Raw genomic sequence first — 18,310 nt, 5'->3', positions numbered from 1 at the left:
TGACAAATTCTTCGATCCTCAAGGTGAGTTCCGCGTCCTTGGCGACGGTCGGGATGCTCCTGCCCTGCGTAAGGATATCGGAGATAAAAGGGGGTAATCCCCGCAGCTCCGCCTGTGTCTGCGCTTGTGTTCCCTCGGTTCCCAATGTCGGCGCACGCTCCGCCATTTATGACTCGACACCCCGGATTACAATGCCGACGCACCGCTGCGCCCTACGCCATCATCCAAACAAAGCCCCTCCACCACCGCCCGGGCCTCGTCTCTCGCCCACTCGTCGGCCCACAGTATGTCGTCCATACTGCGCAGGCTGCGCGGCCTGTGGCGGGACGTCACCGCCTCGACTACGGCGGCTATGTCGGTGAACCTGATCCGGCCGCCGAGGAAGGCGTCCACGGCCACCTCGTCGGCGGCGTTTAGGGCCGCCGGCATGGTCCCGCCGCTCTCCATGGCCTCGTAGGCGAGCTCGAGACAGCGCGAGCGCCGCGGATCGGGCTCCCGGAACTCGAGGGTGAGCGACGAGAAGTCCACGCCCTCCACGCCGCACTCGACCCTCTCGGGACAGGAGAGCGCGTAGGCTATGGGACCGCGCATGTCGGGCACCGACATCTGGCAGATGACCGAGCCGTCCACGTACTCCACCATCGAGTGGACCACGCTCTGGGGATGTATCCTGACCGCCACCATGGAGGGCGGCAGGTCGAAGAGCCGGCAGGCCTCTATGACCTCGAGCCCCTTGTTCATGAGTGTGGCGCTGTCCACGGTTATGCGCCTTCCCATGGACCAGTTGGGGTGGGCGAGCGCCTGCTCCGGCGTGACCGATGCGAGCCTCTCGACGGGTGTAGCGAGGAACGGTCCCCCCGAGGCCGTCAGTATGACGCGGCGCACGTCCTCGCGGCGGTGGCCCCGCAGCGACTGGTACACGGCGCTGTGCTCGCTGTCCACGGGCAGGAGCCTTGCGCCGGCCCTCCTCGCCTCCTCCATGACCAGCGGGCCGCCGAGGACGAGGGTCTCCTTGTTGGCCAGGGCTATGTCCCTCCCCGCCCGGATGGCGGCCACCGTGGGCACGAGCCCGGCGGCGCCGACCATGGCCGAGACGACCATGTCGACCCCCTCGAATACGGCCGCCCTCAACGCCCCTTCGCCGCCCCAGCCCACCTCGACGGGAAAGTCCAGCGCCGAGACGAAACGCTCCATCTCGCAGGCCCCCTCCTCCGTCTCCACCGAGACGAAGGCCGGCCGGAACTGCCGTACCTGCTCCTTGAGCAGCTCCACGTTGCGGCCCGCCGCGAGGGCCGCAACCCTGAAACGTCCGCCGTGACGCCGCACGACGTCGAGGGTGCTCCTCCCTATGGAACCCGTAGAGCCCAGAAGGGCCAGAACCTTCGTCACATCGCCTCGCCGCAGAGATATTCCCCGGTGGGAACCTTTTTCAGGAAGGGCCGCAAGAGCCCTCTTCCCAGTCCGTCGGGCCGGGGTTGCCCTGAAGAGACATTATAACAGATAGTGGGTTCTCCATGACAGGAAATAATAGAGGGCCGGTGTGGTGAAGAGGAAGCTGTCGAACCTGTCGAGCACGCCGCCGTGGCCCGGTATGATGGAGCTTGAGTCCTTCACCCCCGCCGACCTCTTGAGAAGCGACTCGCTCAGGTCTCCCACGACGGCCAGCGCCGCGAGGGGAACCGACAGGGCCGCGGCCGCCGCCGGGCTCATGGGCAGCCCCGCCAGGCCGGCGAAGAGCCAGGCCGCGGCCATCGCCCCGGCCGCGCCGCCCACGGCCCCTTCGACGGTCTTCCTGGGGCTTATCCTCGGCGAAAGCCTCCTGCGGCCGAGGCTCCTGCCCACGTAGTAGGCGAAGGTGTCGTTGGCCCATCCCATGACGAAGAGGAAGAGTATCCACAGCTCGCCGGAGTCGAGCCCGCGGATGGCCACGAGGTACGAGGCGGGCAGCGCGATGTAGAGGACGCCGAAGACGGTCGAAGCCACCTCGGCGGCCGCCCCCTGGAGAGGGGCCGCGGTCGCGGCCATGCGGGCCGCGAAGGCGGCGAGGACGAGGGCGGCCACGTAGGGGCCGACAACGGAAGGGCCGAAGAGGTGAAAGAGTACCGGGGCCGCCGCGGCCGCCGCGAGCGCCGCCGCCCTCTGCAGACGCGGTCTGCCGGCGGAAACGGCGAAGCCGCTGTATTCGCCCACGGCCAGCAGCGCAATCGTCGAAATGAAGAGGGAGAACAGGGAGAGCGGGGCGTAGAGTACCACGAGGACCGTTACGGCTATGAGAAAGAGACCGCTAATTACCCTCTTCAGCTTACCCCTCCCCCGCGGCGCTTCAGCCCACGGCCTTCACGGCCTGGTCGCCGGTGAGACCGAAACGGCGCTGGCGCGCCGTGTACGCCTCGATGGCCTTTAAGAAGTGTTCCTTCGTGAAGTCGGGCCACAGCACGTCGGCGATGTATATCTCCGTGTAGGCCGACTGCCAGAGAAGAAAGTTGCTCAGCCGCAGCTCGCCGCTCGTCCTTATGAGGAGGTCCGGGTCGGGCACTCCGGCCGTAAAGAGCCGGGAGGCGAAGCGCTCCTCGTCTATGTCCTCGGCCCCGATCCTCCCTGCGACGGCGTCGCGGACGAGCGAGCGCGCCGCCTCGACGATCTCGCTCCGGCCGCTGTAGCTGAGCGCAAGCTGCAGGAGCATTCCCGTGCCGCCGGAGGTCATCTCCTCGACCCTGGCCACCACCTCGCGCACCCGCGCCGGCAGCTCCTCGACGTTGCCTATGGCCCGCAGGCGGATGTTGTTCTCCACCATGTTCCTCGCTTCGTTCATGAGGTGGCGCTCGAGAAGCCCCATGAGAAGCGACACCTCGTGGGCCGGCCTGTTCCAGTTCTCCCGCGAGAAGGTGTAGAGGGTGAGGCACTCTATGCCGAGCTCGCGCGAGAAGGTCACCACGTCGCGGGCCCTGTTGATGCCCTTGCGGTGACCGTTTATCCTCGCAAGCGAGCGGCCCTGGGCCCACCGGCCGTTGCCGTCCATGATTATGGCTATGTGCCTGGGAAGCTTTTCCCTGGGAAATTTTTCCATAGGTTGAGACCCGTCACCGAGCGGCTGCGCCCACAAGAGGCTTCAGACTTCCATTATCTCCTTTTCCTTCTGCGCCAGTATCTCGTCGAGGCGGGCGATGAACCTGTCGGTCAGCTCCTGGACCTCGTGCTGCGCCTTCTTGAGGTCGTCCTGGGTGAGGACCTTCTCCTTTTCGAGTTTCTTCAGCGAGTCGTTCGCTTCGCGGCGGGTGTTCCTGATCGACACCCTCCCCTCCTCCACGTACTTCTTGGCGACCTTGACGAGTTCCCGGCGGCGTTCCTCGTTGAGCGGCGGGATGGTTATGCGTATGAGCCTGCCGTCGTTTGAAGGGGTTATGCCCAGGTCCGAGGAGAGGATGGCCTTTTCGATGGCCTGCACGAGCGAGGAGTCCCAGGGCTGGATGGTTATGACCCGGCTTTCGGGCACGGCCAGCGTGGCCACCTGGTTGAGGGGCATGCGGGAGCCGTAGCAGTCGACGGTGATGCCGTCCAGTATGGCGAGCGAAGCCCGGCCCGTGCGCAGCCTCTGCATCTCGTGCACCAGCGCCTCGACGGTCTTCTCCATGGCGCCCCTGGCGCTCTTGAGAACCTTGCTCTTTTCGTCCATAAGCCGCTCCCCTCTGCTTGTATCGAAGGCCGGCCGCCCCGTTCGGGACCCGACGGCGCAAGGCTCAGCGCACCACCGTGCCGACCTTCTCGCCGTGGAGGACCTTCAGTATGTTTCCGCTCACTTTAAGATTGAAGACGATTATGGGCAGGGCGTTGTCCATGCAGAGCGTGATGGCCGTCGTGTCCATGACCTTGAGCTCCCTGTTGAGTACGTCCAGGTAGGTGAGTTCGTCGAACTTGACGGCCCCGGGCTCTTTCATCGGGTCCCGGTCGTATACGCCGTCGACCTTGGTGCCCTTCATTATGACCTCGGCGCCTATCTCCATGGCGCGAAGCGACGCGGCCGTGTCGGTGGTGAAGAAGGGGTTGCCCGTGCCGGCCGCGAAGATGACGACCCGGCCCTTTTCGAGGTGACGCACGGCCCTGCGCCTTATGTAGGGCTCGGCGAGCTCCTTCATCTCGATGGCCGAGACGACCCTCGTGTAGACCCCCTTCTTTTCGAGGGCGTCCTGGAGGGTCAGGGCGTTTATGACGGTTGCGAGCATGCCCACGTAGTCGGCCGTGGCGCGGTCCATGCCCTTTGCGCTGGCCGATACGCCGCGGAAGATGTTGCCCCCGCCGATGACGACGGCGAGCTGCACGCCGAGGCCCACCACACTGCGTATCTCGTCGGCCACGGAGTTTACGACATCCGTATCCACACCGTAGGGGAGCTCTCCCATGAGGGCCTCGCCCGAGAGCTTGAGGAGTATGCGCCTGTACTTGAGATCCGCCATGCGTCAATATGCCGGTCGTCCCGAAAGGGACGGCCCGGCGCAACCTCCCTGCCGGTGCAGGCTCCGGAGCCCCGCGGCGGCGCCGTCCCTACATCTGCGCCGCGACTTCGGCGGCGAAGTCCTCTGTCTTCTTCTCTATGCCCTCGCCGACCTTGTAGCGGACGAAACGCCTGATCGTTATGTTCTCGCCGAGCCTTGCCACGGCCTCCCTGGTGAGCTCCTCGATGGTGCGGTCCTGGTCCTTCACGAAGGGCTGCTCCAGGAGGCAGACCTCCTTGTAGAACTTCTCCATCTTGCCGTCCACTATGCGGTCCACCACCTTCTCGGGCTTGCCCGACTCCAGGGCCTGGGCCCTGAATATCCTGCGCTCGCCCTCCACCACCCCGGCGGGCACGTCGTCCCTTGAGATGTAGGCGGGGTTCATGGCCGCTATGTGCATGGCCACGTCCTTGACGAAGTTTCTGAAGTCGTCGGTCTTGGCGACGAAGTCGGTCTCGCAGTTGACCTCCACGAGGACCCCTATCTTGCCTTCGCCGTGTATGTACGCATAGACCAGGCCGTCGGCCGTCGTGCGGCCCGCCTTCTTCTGGGCCGCCGCCAGCCCCTTCTCCCTGAGGAAGGAGACGGCGGCGTCCATGTCGCCTCCCGTCTCCTTGAGGGCCTTCTTGCAATCCATGATGCCGGCGCCGGTCATCTCTCTGAGCTGCTTTACCTGTGAAGCCGATATCTCCATGATCTAAAGAAATCCTCCCGAAAAAAACTGTTGTCCGCGGCGGTCTACCCCGCCGCGCCTTCCCGGCCGCGTCCCCCTTCCGGCCCCGCCGTCCCTCCGAGGTCGGCGACACTGCCAGGGTTCAGAGGGCATCAGCCACCGCGACCTTGACCGCATCGCCCTTCCGCCCCCATCCAGGCCGGCGCCCCCGAGGTCGGCGACACCAGGGTTCAGCGGGCATCAGCCGCCACGACCTTTACCGCATCACCCTTCCGTCCCCGCCCAGGCCGGCGGCCCCGGAGGTCGGCGACACCAGGGTTCAGCGGGCCTGGGCCGCCGCGACCTTGGCCGCGTCGCCCTGGGGCGCGGCGCCGCCCTCGGCCGCCGAAGCGCCGGAAGGGGCCTCGCCGGCCCCCTCGGCCTCGGCCGCTTCCTTGTCCTTCGAGGCCTGGAGCTTCTCTTCGTAGATGCGGGTGCCCTCGATGCAGGCGTTGGCTATGGCCGCCGAGAAGAGGCGGATGGCCCTTATGGCGTCGTCGTTGCCGGGTATGATGTAGTCCACGAGGTCGGGGTCGCAGTTGGTGTCCACTATGCCGACCACCGGTATGCCGAGCTTGCGCGCCTCCCTGATGGCGATGGACTCTTTTTTCGTGTCTATGACGAAGACCGCGTCGGGGAGTTCCTCCATCGTGCCGATGCCGCCGAGGTTCTTCTCCAGCTTCATGCGCTCACGGTCGAGCTTGAGGGCCTCGCGCTTGGTGTAGCCCTCGTACTCGCCCTTCTCCTTCATCTCCGTAAGGGTCCTGAGCCTGCGGATACTCTTCCTGACGGTGGAGAAGTTGGTGAGGAGCCCGCCGAGCCAGCGCTGGTTGACGTAACACATGCCGCAGCGCGAGGCCTCCTCCTGCACCGGCGCCTGGGCCTGCTTCTTGGTGCCCACGAAGAGCACCTTTCCTCCCCTGGAGGTGACGTCCTTGACGAAGTCGTAGGCGTCCTTGAACATCCTCACGGTCTGCTGCAGGTCGACGATGTATATGCCGTTGCGGGACGTGAAGATATACTGCTTCATCTTGGGGTTCCATCTCTTGGTCTGGTGCCCGAAGTGAACCCCCGCCTCGAGCAACTGCTTCATCGTAAGATAAGCCATCGCGCCTCCTAAAGTGGTTTTTTCCTCCGCACCCCATGCAACCCGGAACCCGCAACGCGGACACCGCCGGGTCAAGCGGGGGCGTGTGTAGTTTAGTCCGGTTTATTTACCATAGAAACCGGCCGCTTGCAAGCCAAAAAGAGCGATCTTCATCAAGGGAGACTCTGATTTACCGCACTGAGGGAACCTCTTTAAGGGTCACAGACCCACGGGTCACAGACCCACGGCTCCCCAAGACTCACTCCAAAGACTTTTAGTTCCCCGCGGCTCATCCCGATTTGCAAGCAAGATCGGGATAGTCCGCGGGGCGTTGAAAGTCTTTGAAGGGGGTGTGTTGCCCGCATTAGCTCTCCGGCGGGGCGGTCCTCAGGAGGTTCGGGCCGCAAAGGCGTAAAAATCCCGCCTGGCGCGGGCCGAACCTCCTGAGGACCGCCAAGCAGCCGAATGACATACGAGGGTGCCGCGGGGAGAACAGGGACCTGCGGCCCTTCTACAGAAAGCTTCCCCCAGGGTAATTAATCAGAGCTTCCCAAGATATGCGCCCCTTGCCGCCCGCCCCGCACTCTGGTACTATAGAAGGCGGGCGGACCCCGAGGCGGAGACTTCGCGGAGAGGGCCGCCTCGAAGAAATCAGCGGGCGGAGGCGTCGATGAACGGAGACGAAAAGGTAAAGGCACTGAAGGCGGCCATAACGAAGAACGTGGGCCTCGGCCCTGCGGCCGGCGATGTGGAGGTGACACGCGAGGGCGACGCCCTGGTCGTCGCCGGAGAGGTGGACTCGATCTCCAGGAAGAAACGGATCCTGCTGCTGGCCATGGGCGTGGAAGGCGTAAGCGGCGTGGTCGACAGGCTCACCGTCAGGCCCGCCGCGTCGATGACCGACGACGAGATAAGAAGCCACCTTGCAGACGCCTTCGCCGGGGAGCCGGCCATGGACGAACGGCTCATAACGGTCGAGATACGAAACGGCGTGGTAGACATCGAGGGACGCTGCCCCTCGCTCTCCCACAAGCGCCTTGCCGGCGTGCTCGCATGGTGGGTGCCCGGCGTGCGCGACGTGATAAACAGCCTCGAGGTGACGCCGCCGGAGGAGGACAGTGACGACGAGCTCAGGGACGCGCTGCGCCTCATACTGGAGAAGGACAGGCTCGTCGACGCCTCGCATATAAGCGTCGAGGCGTCGAACTGGGTCGTGACCCTCCGTGGCGTGGTCTCGAGCGAGGCCGAAAAGGACGCCGCCGAGTGCGACGCGTGGTACACATGGGGCGTAAACGACGTTGTGAACAGGCTCGAAGTCCGGCCCGCCGCCCCCTGAGCCCCCCGACTCACTCCCCCGAAAGCCCTGATTCATGACTCCGGGGGAAACTTTCTGTAGAAAGTTTCCCCCGGACCCCCTTCAAAGACTTTCAATGCGAGTTGGTTTCCCCCTGTTTTGCTTGGCAAAACAGGGGGAAACCAACTCGCGTTAAAAGTTTTTGGATGGAGTCTGAGGGAACCGTGGGTCCATGACCCTTTTTCAAAAAGGTTCCCTCAGTGCAATGAATCAGGGTTTCCCTAAAGAAGGGCCGCAGGCCCCCGTTTCCCCCGGAGTAATTGAAGGGAGTCTGCCGGGAAATCCCCCCGGCACGGGGCGGCCCGGCTACTCGATTATCCTCACCTTCATCTCCACGCGCTCAAGGGGAAGGTCCCTGGCGTCGCGCTTGAGGTTGACGATTTTGTCGGCCACCTCCATGCCCGAGACGACCTCGCCGAAGACCGTGTACTGGCGGTCGAGGAAGGGCGAGTCCTTGACGACTATGAAGAACTGGGAGCCCGCGCTGTTCGGGTCCCTGGCCCTGGCCATGGAGACTATGCCGCGCCTGTGGGATATCTCGTTGAACTCGGCGTCTATGGTGTAGCCGGGGCCCCCCATGCCGTAGGTGCTCTTGTTGGGCCCCTTGGTGTTGGGGTCGCCGCCCTGGATCATGAAGCCGGGGATGACCCTGTGGAAGATGGTGCCGTCATAAAAGCCCTTCTTGGCGAGCTTTATGAAGTTCTCCACATGTCGCGGGGCGGCCTCGGGGAAGAACCTTATCTCCATGTCGCCGTACCTGGTCTCGATTACGGCCCGTACCTTCTTCAACTCCTCCATCCTCCCGGCCTCCGTTGCTTTCCCGCCGGCATGGCCGCCGACCGCCGAGAGGGCGACCGCCAGGAAGGCCGCCGCGGCCGAAAGCCCCGCTCTGCGGCGTCGCAGACCGCCACGGCCGCGAGGATGGGCTGAAGAGACGGACCTTGCAGACAGTGAGGTCACTTCACACCTCCGGTTCTTTTTCATTGTACTTAACGCACGGCGGACTCGGGCTTCGTCTCGCCGCCGATGGCGCCCGCAGCCGGAGACGGCGTCCTCGCCCCCTAAGCGGCGGAACGGAGCGGTCCCGGCGCTCGCCACGCAAAGATGGGTTTTATTAAACCACAACATGCAGACGGAGTCCACAGCAAAGATGCCGTGAGGGGTGAGGATTGACAAGGTTCCGGACGGTGAGATACCATGTCACCTGCATCACCGACATATGTTCACTCGGTGCCGCTGCGGGGAGAGGGAGGCTCTCCTGCGGCGCGCTCCGGTACGGCCGTCAGGCGTAACGAGATCGAGGAGGTTGCGGTGTTGAGAGCGTTCTCTGCCGCCTTCATCGTAGCCGTCGTGGTCGCGGCATTTTCCGCGCCGGCGTCGGCCACCCCCCAGTACTCCCAGACCTCGCACCAGGGGTGCTCGGTCTGCCACGTCTCGCCCAGGGGAGGGGGCGAGCTGACCCACAGGGGACTCGAATACGCGGCATCGGGATACGTCTGGCCCCCCGAGGGCGGCTACCGTGTGCTCGGTCCCATACGCAGGCCCGTGCGCCTGGTCATCGGCTTTCTGCACATACTGGCCGCCTTCATATGGTTCGGCACCATACTTTACGTCCACATACTGCTGCGGCCAGCCTACGCCGAAAAGGGCCTGCCCAGGGGAGAGGTCTTCATCGGTCTCGTCTCCATGGCCGTAATCGGCGTTACGGGGGTGCTGCTCACCGTATCGAGGATAAAGGGGGTGGAGGTGCTCTGGCAGAGCCGGTGGGGGATCATACTCCTGCTCAAGGTGGCGCTCTACCTCGTACTCGTCTCATCGGCGGCCGTGGTGGTGACCGTAATAGGGCCGAGGCTTCGCCGCCGGATGCGCGAGGCGGCCCACCCTCGTGACGGCGTCTTCTGTCCGGCCACCATCGAGCCCTTCGACGGCAGGGACGGACGCCCGGCCTATGTGGCCTACGAAGGGAGGGTCTTCGACGTGACGGACTCGGCGCTCTGGCGCGGCGGAGAGCACATGGCACGCCACAGGGCGGGCCGCGACATGACGGCCGAGCTCAAGAAGGCGCCCCACGGCCCGGAGATGCTCGAAAAGGCGAAGCTCATCGGCGCCTACGACCGGACGCGCACCGCGCCAAAGACGCCGGCCCAGCGGGCCTTCCACGTGCTCGCCTACTGGAACCTGGCCGTTGTGTTCGCCGTGCTCTTCGTCATCTCGCTGTGGAGGTGGGGCTGAAGCGCTCGCCGCCTACCCGTCCCGGCGCGGTGAAGCCGCCCCTACAGCACGATAAAGAGGCTTACCGAGAACCCCAGAGGCCTTATCTTCTCGCTGCTCTTCCGGGTCGCCCCCGAGGACGACGAATATCTGGTGAAGGTCAGCTCGGCGGTATCGACCGATACCTCGATGCCCCATCTTCTGGAGCCCTTCCTCGACAGCTCCATCCCCGCCCTTGCGACGAAACCGACGGAGGAGCTTTCGAGGTAGTCGCCGTCCGCTATGTGGTAGAGCACCCCCCCGCGAAGATAGGGGGATATTCCGCCGCCCGGCAGGAAGCTGTATCTGAGCTCGGCGCTCACCGGCACGTTGTAGAAGCTGTAGTCCGGGGAGCCGTCCTTGCCGCGGATCAGCACGACCTGCGCCGGCCCGACGCCCATGCCGACGCCCATGCCGCCTTCGAACTCCAGGTAAGGCTGGAACGCGATGCCCACGGGCAAGGTCAGGGTGTCGGAGACCGTATAGGCCGTGCTCCTGTCGATGTTGTCCTTGTAGAGGTCGGCCACGTCGTCAAGGCCCCCGATGTATGAGAGCCCCAGGGGAAACCGCCACTCGGCGGCATGGGCGAGCGCCGCCGAGCCGAGAAACACCACGATGCCGCACCACAGGGTTGCTGCACAGAGTCTCTTCATAGAGCTACCCCCCCTCCCAGTTGTCAGAACTTCCCAAAAAGCGCTGGCGACGGCCGCTTCCGGCTCCCACCGCCGCACAGAGAGCACCTACGGCGCCAGCGTGGTGACGGTGGCGTTGGTGTCCGCAGGCGTTACGGTCGTGTCCGCAGGGGTTATGGCGGTGTCCGTGACGGCCGCGCTGGTGGCGGCGGCGGTCACCGTCGTGTCTGCCGGCGTGACGGCAGTGTCGGTGACGGACATGCCGCTTGACGTGTTGAAGGCGAGGCCGCCTGTGCCGTCGAGCTTCAGCACCAGGACATCGGCGTTGCCCGCTCCGGCCGAGGACGCCCGGCCCGTGACGACGTAACCGCCGTCGGAGGTCTGGACGACGGAACGGCCGTACTCGTCACTGCTCCCCCCGTATGCCTTCTGCCACGTCACAGCGCCGGAGGAGTCGAGCTTCAACACCCACACATCGTAGCCGCCCGCGCCGGCCGATGCCGTGAACCCCGCCACCGCATAGCCGCCGTCGGAGGTCTGGACGACGGAGTAGCCGTGTTCATTACCGCTCCCCCCGTATGTCTTCTGCCACGAGACTCTTCCGGTGGAATCGAGCTTCAAAAGCCAGACGTCACTACCGCCCGCGCCGAAGGAGCTTGTCTGGGCCGCCACCATGTAGCCGCCGTCGGTGGTCTGGACGACGGAGTGGCCGTAATCATTGCCGGTCCCCCCGTATCTCTTCTGCCATGTCACACCGCCGGAAGAGTCGAGCTTCAACACCCAGACATCGTAGGCGCTGCTCGTATAATAGGCATAGCCGACCACTATATAGCCGCCGTCGGCGGTCTGGACGACGGAGTTGGCTCCTTCGTAGGTGGCCAGGCTCGTCCTTCCATAGATCTTCTGCCAGGACACACCTCCGGTGGAGTCGAGTTTCACCAGCCACAACTCGCCGTTGCCGCCTCTGCCTCCAGCCACCATGTAGCCGCCGTCGGAGGTCTGGACGATGGAGTAGGCGTAATCGTCAATGGTCCCGCCATATGTCTTCTGCCACGCCACCCCTCCCGTCGCATCGAGCTTCAACAGCCAGGCGTCGATACCGCCCGCGCCGAAGGAGCTTGTCTGGGCCGCCACCATGTAACCGCCGTCGGCGGTCTGGACGACGGAGTATCCGTCGTCGTTATATATCCCTCCAAATGCCTTCGCCCACGGTGTTACGGTCGTGGCGCCGCTGTCGCCGCCGCCGCCGCTGTCAGTGCTCCCCTCGCTGCCTCCATCGCCGGTGGTGTCGCTGGTGGTGGTTGTGCCGGTACCGCCGGTGGTGGTTGTGGTGCCGGTGCCGCTACCGGTTGTGGTGCCGCTACCGCCGGCGGCGGTGCCGTCGCCGCCCCCGGCTGTGGCGGTGGTGTCGGCGGCGGTGCCTCCGCTGCTCTCGCTGCTGCCCAGGAAGCCGCCGCATCCATCGACCAGGAGCGCGACGACGAGGGCGGCGGACCACAGGAGGCAAAACATCTTGACGTATCTCATCTCCATCACCTCCTCTCTGCTCAAGGGGCTCGACGACGATCTTTCCCCGACCCTCCCTCTATTTCGATATATGCCGCCACATTCCGCTTTTGTCAAGGCATGTGTAGATTCCGTTCACCCATCCTTCCATGCCTCTACACACGACCCGGTCCTGCGCCTGCGGAGCCCGTGGAGTTTCACGGCGGGCACGGCCAGGGAGGAGGCCGGTGTCGGGGCCGAACGGCCGGCGGGCGGCCTGGAAGAAGAGCGGAGAGTGTCAGTGCGAAGGTACCGACGGGGATGGAAAAGAGACGGGGAGGCGACGGCCCGGCAGGCCGGCGGAGTGATCCCCGCAAGCCGATGGGGGAGGGAAAAAGCCCTCTCGATGACGAATCAGGAGAACTCCGAGATTACCCTGAGGGAACCTTTTGTAAGGGGCATAGCCCCACGGATCATAGGCCCCCGGGTCACAGACCCACGGTTCCCTCGGTCACACGGATGCTCCCGGACGCCGCGCCGCCGGGCGGCTACTCCACGGTGAAGATGACGGCCTCGACGACATCGAGGAGCTCGTGGTCGCTCGTGGCGGGCCGCAGCACCACGGCGTGCCTGCCCTTGAAGAGCCCCTTGAAGGTGGTGGTCTTTATCCGCTCGCCGTCGAGGTATATGTGGACATGGTGGGCCTTTCCGCCGCTGGTCCACTCGTACTTCAGCTCCACGGTGTCGCCCTTGACGACCTCGCCGTTGCGCGGACTCAATATCCTTATGACAGTGCCGTCGTCTTCGCCGCCGGCGGCGGCGGCTGAAAAGATGAGGCCCGCGGCGGCCAGCGCCGCCGCCGTCATTGCCGGTCTCGCCATGGTCTTTCCTCCCGTTGCCTGCGAATTCGGCGGCGCGGGGCCGCCCGTAGTCACGAAACGAGTCCTTCCACCACCTCCGGCGAGGGCACGCATGCCTCGGCCGAGCCGGCGCACCGGGGATCGAGGAGGAACATCTCGTCCTTGACCCGGCCTGCGATGGGCGGGTCGTTTCGAAGAAAGGCCCGGTACAGGGCCTGTGGACTTACCCTGTCGTGTCTTACGGCGACGAGCGCCGTCTCCACGGCGAACCCAGGAAGCGCCCCGCTCCCGGCGAGGGTCTCGCCGCGCCGGACGCTCACATGGAAGCCGGGGCCCAGTCTCCCGGCGAGAAGCCCGCGGAGCCTTTCGGCCAGCCGCGCCGTCTCTTCGAAGGGCATGGTCATGGCGGCCAGCACCGGCAGGCGCTCTCTCAGCGATTCGGGGCGGAGGTAGAGCCTGAGCGTCGCCTCGAGTGCCGAGAGCGTGAGCTTGTCGCAGCGAAGGGCGCGTTTCAGGGGGTTTCGCTTTATGCGTCCCACGAGCTCGCGGCGGCCCACGACGAGGCCGGCCTGCGGCCCGCCCAGCAGCTTGTCGCCGCTGAAGGTGACTATGTCGGCGCCGGCCCCTATGCTCTCGGCCACCACGGGCTCGCGCCCGAGGCCGAAGGCCGAGAGATCGACCAGCGAGCCGCTGCCCAGGTCCTCGACGACCGGCAGAGCGCGGCTGCGGCCGAGGCCGACGAGGTCGGCGAGCGGCACTTCGGCCGTAAACCCCCTCACCTCGAAGTTGCTGCGGTGCACCTTGAGAAGAAGCGCCGTGCGCTCCGAGACCGCGCCGGCGTAGTCGCGCAGGTGGGTCCTGTTGGTCGTTCCCGTCTCCCTCAGGACGGCGCCGCTCTTCTCTATTATGTCGGGCAGGCGGAAGGAGCCGCCTATCTCCACGAGCTCGCCGCGCGAGACCACCACCTCCCGTCCCGCGGCAAGGGTGTCGAGGACGATGAGCACGGCGGCTGCGTTGTTGTTGACAACACAGGCCGCCTCGGCGCCGGTGAGCCTTGTGAGAAGCTCTTCGACGGCGGCGTCGCGCTCTCCCCTCGCGCCGCTTTCGAGGTCGAACTCCAGGGCCACCGGCCCGGCCGCGGCCGCCTGAAGCGCCTCGACGGCGTCGCTGGCGAGCACGGCGCGGCCGAGGTTCGAATGCATGAGCGTGCCCGTGGCGTTGACCACGGGCCTGCAGCGCGGCGAGAGCAGCCGCTCCACCCGCTCGGCCACGAGCCGTTCCACCTCGCCTCCGCCGACATCCACCGCCTCCCCGGCGAGCAGCCGGCTGCGCAGCCCGGCCGTCACCTCCCTGGCGGCGGCCGTCACGAGCGAAACGCCGTGGCGCTCGACGAGCTCCCGGCAGGTATCGCGCCTCAAAAGACCGTCCACCGAGGGCAGACGGCGCAGCGCCGTGTTGTCCATGAAAAAAACCGGCTCCCCCCTCCCCCCTCCCCCCACATTACCTTTGATCTCCGGAGCCGCCCTGTGGCATCATGTACCTGAAGGAAGCCACAGAAGGTTCCCCCGGCGGAGCAAAACAAAGCTTCCCTGAGAGCGGATTATACCAGAGACGGAGGGGATATGAAGAAAAAATTTCAGCTCACGGCCATCTCCGTCCTCCTGTGCGCCCTGCCGGCGGGCTGTTCGTCGCAGCAGGCGCAGGAGGAGGGCAAATCGGCGAGCGAGATCATCGACACCTACGTGGACACACTCACCACCGCGCCTGAAAAGGCAAGGAGCGCGGCGCAGAAGGCCCGCTCCCTGAACGAGGCGGAGATGAAGGCCCTTAAGGAGCTCGACCGGTAAGGCCCCCTTCAAGTTCTGCAGCCGACCTGCCGATTATCCGATTATATTGAAGACGTCCGCCCTTGCGGCCGTCGCCGTTCCCGTTACGCTTCACATCACTAAGGAGAAGAGAATATGCCGGTGCCGAGTCCGAGCTACAGTTTCACCGTGAGGATCAAGGCCAAGAACACGCCTGGCATGGTGGGCCGCATAACATCCGTCATCGGGGACGGGGGAGGCGACATAGGGGCTATCGACATAGTGGAGGCCGACGGCAGGTTCGTAACGCGCGACTACACGATAAACGCCGGCAACACCTCGCACGAGCAGGAGATCGTCGAGGCGCTCAGGGGTCTGCCGGACATCGAGGTCATCAACGTATCGGACAGGACCTTCCTCATCCACCTGGGCGGCAAGATAAGCATCGAGAACAAGGTGCCGCTCAAGACCCGCGACGACCTCTCCATGGCCTATACGCCGGGTGTGGCGAGGGTCTGCCGCGAGATAGCGCGGGACCGCGACAAGGCCTACAACCTCACCATAAAGAAGAACACGGTGGCCATAGTCACCGACGGCACTGCCGTGCTGGGACTGGGAGACATCGGGGCCGAGGCGGCGCTGCCCGTAATGGAGGGCAAGGCCATGCTCTTCAAGGAGTTCGGCGGCGTGAACGCCTTTCCCATATGCCTGGCCACCAGGGAGCCGCGCGAGATCATCGAGACGGTCGTCAACATCTCGCCCGTCTTCGGCGGGGTGAACCTGGAGGACATATCGTCGCCGCGGTGCTTCGAGATCGAGCGGGAGCTGAGCGAAAGGCTCGCCATCCCGGTCTTCCACGACGACCAGCACGGCACGGCGGTGGTGGTGCTCGCCGGGCTCCTCAACGCGCTGAAGGTGACGGGCAAGGAGATCGGCGAGATAAAGATCGTCGTCAACGGCCTGGGAGCCGCCGGCATAGCCGTATGCCGCCTCCTGCTGAGCGCCGGGGCCGCGAGGATCGTTGGCGTCGATTCACGGGGCGTGCTCTATCGCGGAAGGCGTGAAAACATGAACGAGCCCAAGCGGCGGCTCGCCGAGGAGACGAACCCCGACGGCGAGCGCGGCTCGCTTGCAGACGCCATGAACGGCGCCGACGTCTTCATCGGACTCTCCGCGCCCGGCGTCGTCACCGAGGAGATGCTCGGCTCCATGGCCCCCGACGCCGTCGTCTTCGCCCTGGCCAACCCCGTGCCGGAGGTGGAGCCGTCGCTCGCGGCCAGGTACGCCGCCATAGTGGCGACCGGCAGGTCCGACTACCAGAACCAGATAAACAACGTGCTCTGCTTTCCGGGGCTCTTCAAGGGACTGCTCCAGTGCCGGGCCGCCGCCATCAACCGCGAGATGAAGCTTGCGGCGGCCGAGGCCATAGCGTCCGTGGTCGGCCCCGACGAGCTCGGTCCCGACTACATCATACCGAGTGTCTTCGACAAACGCGTGGCCGAGCGGGTCGCCAAGGCCGTGAGCCGGGCGGCAATGGAGACCGAGACGGCGAGGAGGGCGCCCAAGAAGGCCGGCGAGGCCGTCGCTTGAGGGGGCCTGCGCCGACCTCGCCCATACGTCCGCTCGGGGGCTTTAGCCGATGAGCATACTCTCGGAGCTACTGTCCAGAACAAGAGACGACCGCCGGCAACCGCGCCGCGAGATCCCCCCGGGGCTCAGGGCCATGGTCCGGCCGCAGGAGAAGAAGGGAGCGTCGGCCCTGCGGGGCCTCGCCCCCGTGCTCGCGCTGGCGGTCCTGTCGGCGGCCGTAGGCTTCGCCGTCGTCGCCCACCTGAGATCTCTCGCCCCATCCCCTCCGCCCCACCCGCCGGCCTCACGGGCCGGCGCCGACGGCGAGGGCGCGACGGCCCAAGGGACGGAGGGCTCCGCCGCCCCGGTCCCGGTGCCGGCGGTCGCGGAGGCGACGCGAAAAGATAAGGAAGAGCCCCCAAAGGCCGCGCCGGCAAGAGAGGAGCCCGGCGCGGCTTCCCATCCCACCGCCGCCGCTACCGCCCCGGAGAAGAGGGAGAAAGGGCAGGCCGCGGCCGTCTCCTCAAGGCCGAAGGAGTCCCCCGGGCTCGTGGCCCTCGCAACACCGGGCGGCATGAAGAGGCTCGGGCGCAGCGACCCCGCCGCACCGCCGTCCCCCCTCTCCGCAGAGCCCCCGCCCATGGCCGCGCTCCCGCGGCCGGCGCCGTGGCCCGACACGGCCCGGCCCGTCTACGCCCTGAGCGAGGAGTCGGCAGCCGCCGATGAAGCCGCAGCCTACGGCGACACAGAGGCGGAGACGGAGGAGGCGCGCGAAGAGGGCTGGGAAGCGGCGGCACCCGCCAGCCCGCAGGAGGCAGCCTCCGAAGGGCCTGACCTTGAAACCCCCGAAGGCTCCGGAGCGGCCCATGCCGGCCTCGCTCCCCTGCCGCAGACCACGGCTTCGACGGCTTCGCAACCGGCGTCCCCCGCAGGGCCGGGCGAAAGCGTAGACCCCCTCGAAGCGGCGAGGCCGCAGCAGGCTGATCCTTCCATCCCCTCGGAGCCCGACACCGTCGCCCCGGCCGCCCCGTCCCCGGAAAAAACACTCGAAGAGACCGTCCCCGGAGGACAGGCGCAGCGGGCCGCCACACCGGGCGGAGACGAAGAGGGCGGCTGGGAGGAGGCCGTGGCGGCGAAGGAAGGCGCGCCCTCCCCGGCCGGGCCGCTCCCCACGGCCGCGTCGGCGCAGCAGGGAGCGGGCGAAGAGGGTGAAGAGGAGATGGAGACCGAAGAGGTAAAGGCTCCGCTCGACGAACTGGAATGGCTGAAAAGAGATTCCGCCGCAGCCGACGCCGGGCCGCAAAGGCCGGTCCCCGTCCCGCCGTCGGCCGCGGCGCCCGCCACGGACGGCGTGGAAAAAACGCCCTCCCCTGCCGTAGAGGCCGCCGATGGCCCAGAGGCGGCGCAGGCGGGGCGGACGGCCGAGGAGACGGAGAAGGAGCGTCTGGCCAGACGCGCTAAGAGACTCCTCTACGAAGCGGCCTCGCTCGAGCGCAAAGGCGACCACGCAGGCGCCGTGGCGGTCTACAAGAAAGTCATGGAACTCGACTCAGACGACTACAGGCTCCACAACAAGGTGGGCTCCATTCTCATCAAGGCGGACATGCTCGACGAGGCCCTGACCTACATCGACAGATCACTCGAGCTCCGCGACGACTACGTCTACGCCCTCGTCAACAAGGCCATCGTGCTCGCCAAAAAGGGCCGCACCGCCGAGGCCGAAGCCTTCTTCAAAAAGGCGCTGAAAAAGGACGATACGAACGCGGCAGCCCTGATGAACCTGGCCCTCCTCTACGAACGCACCGGGCTCACCGACCGGGCCGCAGAGCTGTACCGAAAACTCTCATCGCTGGGAATAGCCGAAGGAACGGCGGGACTGCACAGACTGAACCCACGATACTCCCCATAAATACACTGAGGGGACCTTTTTGTAAAAAGGTTCCCTCAGACTCCCTCCAAAAACTTTTAATGCGAGTTGGTTTCCCCCTGTTTTGCCTGGCAAAACAGGGGGAAACCAACTCGTATTGAAAGTCTTTGAAGGGGGTCTGGGGGAAACTTTCTACAGA

At 65.7% G+C, this 18,310-nt stretch carries 17 protein-coding genes; 5 read left to right on the top strand and 12 right to left on the bottom strand.

Annotation, left to right across the window (positions count from 1 at the left end; all coding sequences use genetic code 11):
• Positions 1–186: 186 nt before the first annotated feature.
• The 7 genes from ENJ37_07370 to rpsB form a co-directional block, all read right to left on the bottom strand.
• Complete coding sequence (locus tag ENJ37_07370; protein HHL40308.1) at positions 187–1,389, bottom strand: 1-deoxy-D-xylulose-5-phosphate reductoisomerase; 1,203 nt, start codon at positions 1,387–1,389, stop codon at positions 187–189.
• A gap of 102 nt (positions 1,390–1,491) precedes the next feature.
• Positions 1,492–2,301 carry a phosphatidate cytidylyltransferase gene (locus ENJ37_07365; protein ID HHL40307.1) on the bottom strand — a complete coding sequence of 270 codons (810 nt, stop codon included), beginning with the start codon at positions 2,299–2,301 and terminating at the stop codon, positions 1,492–1,494.
• Between the two features lie 22 nt (positions 2,302–2,323).
• Entirely contained in the window at positions 2,324–3,067 is a 744-nt protein-coding gene (locus tag ENJ37_07360; GenBank protein ID HHL40306.1) for an isoprenyl transferase, read from the bottom strand.
• Positions 3,068–3,109: 42 nt separating this feature from the next.
• Positions 3,110–3,673 (bottom strand): ribosome recycling factor, encoded by a 564-nt coding sequence (locus ENJ37_07355; protein HHL40305.1) that lies wholly within the window; start codon positions 3,671–3,673, stop codon positions 3,110–3,112.
• A gap of 64 nt (positions 3,674–3,737) precedes the next feature.
• Positions 3,738–4,451 carry a UMP kinase gene (locus tag ENJ37_07350; GenBank protein HHL40304.1) on the bottom strand — a complete coding sequence of 238 codons (714 nt, stop codon included), beginning with the start codon at positions 4,449–4,451 and terminating at the stop codon, positions 3,738–3,740.
• A gap of 88 nt (positions 4,452–4,539) precedes the next feature.
• The gene (gene tsf / locus ENJ37_07345) at positions 4,540–5,187 is read right to left on the bottom strand and encodes a translation elongation factor Ts (protein HHL40303.1); all 648 of its coding nucleotides are present in this window, start codon (positions 5,185–5,187) and stop codon (positions 4,540–4,542) included.
• 295 nt (positions 5,188–5,482) lie between these two features.
• Complete coding sequence (rpsB, locus tag ENJ37_07340) at positions 5,483–6,310, bottom strand: 30S ribosomal protein S2 (protein HHL40302.1); 828 nt, start codon at positions 6,308–6,310, stop codon at positions 5,483–5,485.
• Positions 6,311–6,959: 649 nt separating this feature from the next.
• Here rpsB and ENJ37_07335 point away from each other — a divergent pair.
• Positions 6,960–7,625 (top strand): BON domain-containing protein, encoded by a 666-nt coding sequence (locus ENJ37_07335; GenBank protein ID HHL40301.1) that lies wholly within the window; start codon positions 6,960–6,962, stop codon positions 7,623–7,625.
• A gap of 324 nt (positions 7,626–7,949) precedes the next feature.
• Here the strand turns inward: ENJ37_07335 and ENJ37_07330 are convergent, their stop codons facing one another.
• Positions 7,950–8,441 carry a peptidylprolyl isomerase gene (locus ENJ37_07330; GenBank protein ID HHL40300.1) on the bottom strand — a complete coding sequence of 164 codons (492 nt, stop codon included), beginning with the start codon at positions 8,439–8,441 and terminating at the stop codon, positions 7,950–7,952.
• A 1,065-nt stretch (positions 8,442–9,506) separates the two neighbouring features.
• Between ENJ37_07330 and ENJ37_07325 the strand changes: the two genes are divergently transcribed.
• The gene (locus tag ENJ37_07325; protein HHL40299.1) at positions 9,507–9,875 is read left to right on the top strand and encodes a hypothetical protein; all 369 of its coding nucleotides are present in this window, start codon (positions 9,507–9,509) and stop codon (positions 9,873–9,875) included.
• Between the two features lie 41 nt (positions 9,876–9,916).
• On the opposite strand, the gene ENJ37_07320 is transcribed toward ENJ37_07325, so the two are convergent.
• From ENJ37_07320 to ENJ37_07305, 4 genes are all read right to left on the bottom strand, one after another.
• On the bottom strand, positions 9,917–10,546 hold the full coding sequence (locus ENJ37_07320) for a hypothetical protein (protein ID HHL40298.1): 630 nt from the start codon (positions 10,544–10,546) through the stop codon (positions 9,917–9,919).
• Between the two features lie 87 nt (positions 10,547–10,633).
• Positions 10,634–11,506 carry a hypothetical protein gene (locus tag ENJ37_07315; protein ID HHL40297.1) on the bottom strand — a complete coding sequence of 291 codons (873 nt, stop codon included), beginning with the start codon at positions 11,504–11,506 and terminating at the stop codon, positions 10,634–10,636.
• A 1,052-nt stretch (positions 11,507–12,558) separates the two neighbouring features.
• Positions 12,559–12,891 carry a hypothetical protein gene (locus tag ENJ37_07310; protein ID HHL40296.1) on the bottom strand — a complete coding sequence of 111 codons (333 nt, stop codon included), beginning with the start codon at positions 12,889–12,891 and terminating at the stop codon, positions 12,559–12,561.
• A 50-nt stretch (positions 12,892–12,941) separates the two neighbouring features.
• Positions 12,942–14,333: an L-seryl-tRNA(Sec) selenium transferase gene (locus tag ENJ37_07305; GenBank protein ID HHL40295.1), complete on the bottom strand. Its 1,392-nt coding sequence runs from the start codon at positions 14,331–14,333 to the stop codon at positions 12,942–12,944.
• Positions 14,334–14,492: 159 nt separating this feature from the next.
• Between ENJ37_07305 and ENJ37_07300 the strand changes: the two genes are divergently transcribed.
• The 3 genes from ENJ37_07300 (at position 14,493) to ENJ37_07290 (ending at position 18,153) form a co-directional block, all read left to right on the top strand.
• Positions 14,493–14,717, top strand: a complete 225-nt coding sequence (locus ENJ37_07300; protein ID HHL40294.1) for a hypothetical protein — start codon at positions 14,493–14,495, stop codon at positions 14,715–14,717.
• Positions 14,718–14,831: 114 nt separating this feature from the next.
• A complete protein-coding gene (locus ENJ37_07295) occupies positions 14,832–16,265 on the top strand; it encodes an NAD-dependent malic enzyme (GenBank protein ID HHL40293.1) in 1,434 nt (477 codons plus the stop codon).
• 49 nt (positions 16,266–16,314) lie between these two features.
• The gene (locus tag ENJ37_07290; GenBank protein ID HHL40292.1) at positions 16,315–18,153 is read left to right on the top strand and encodes a tetratricopeptide repeat protein; all 1,839 of its coding nucleotides are present in this window, start codon (positions 16,315–16,317) and stop codon (positions 18,151–18,153) included.
• Positions 18,154–18,310 lie beyond the last annotated feature (157 nt).

The sequence above is a fragment of the Deltaproteobacteria bacterium genome (assembly GCA_011375175.1).
Taxonomy (GTDB): Bacteria; Desulfobacterota; GWC2-55-46; order GWC2-55-46; family DRME01; genus DRME01.
This window is presented reverse-complemented; position numbering and strand designations above follow the sequence as displayed.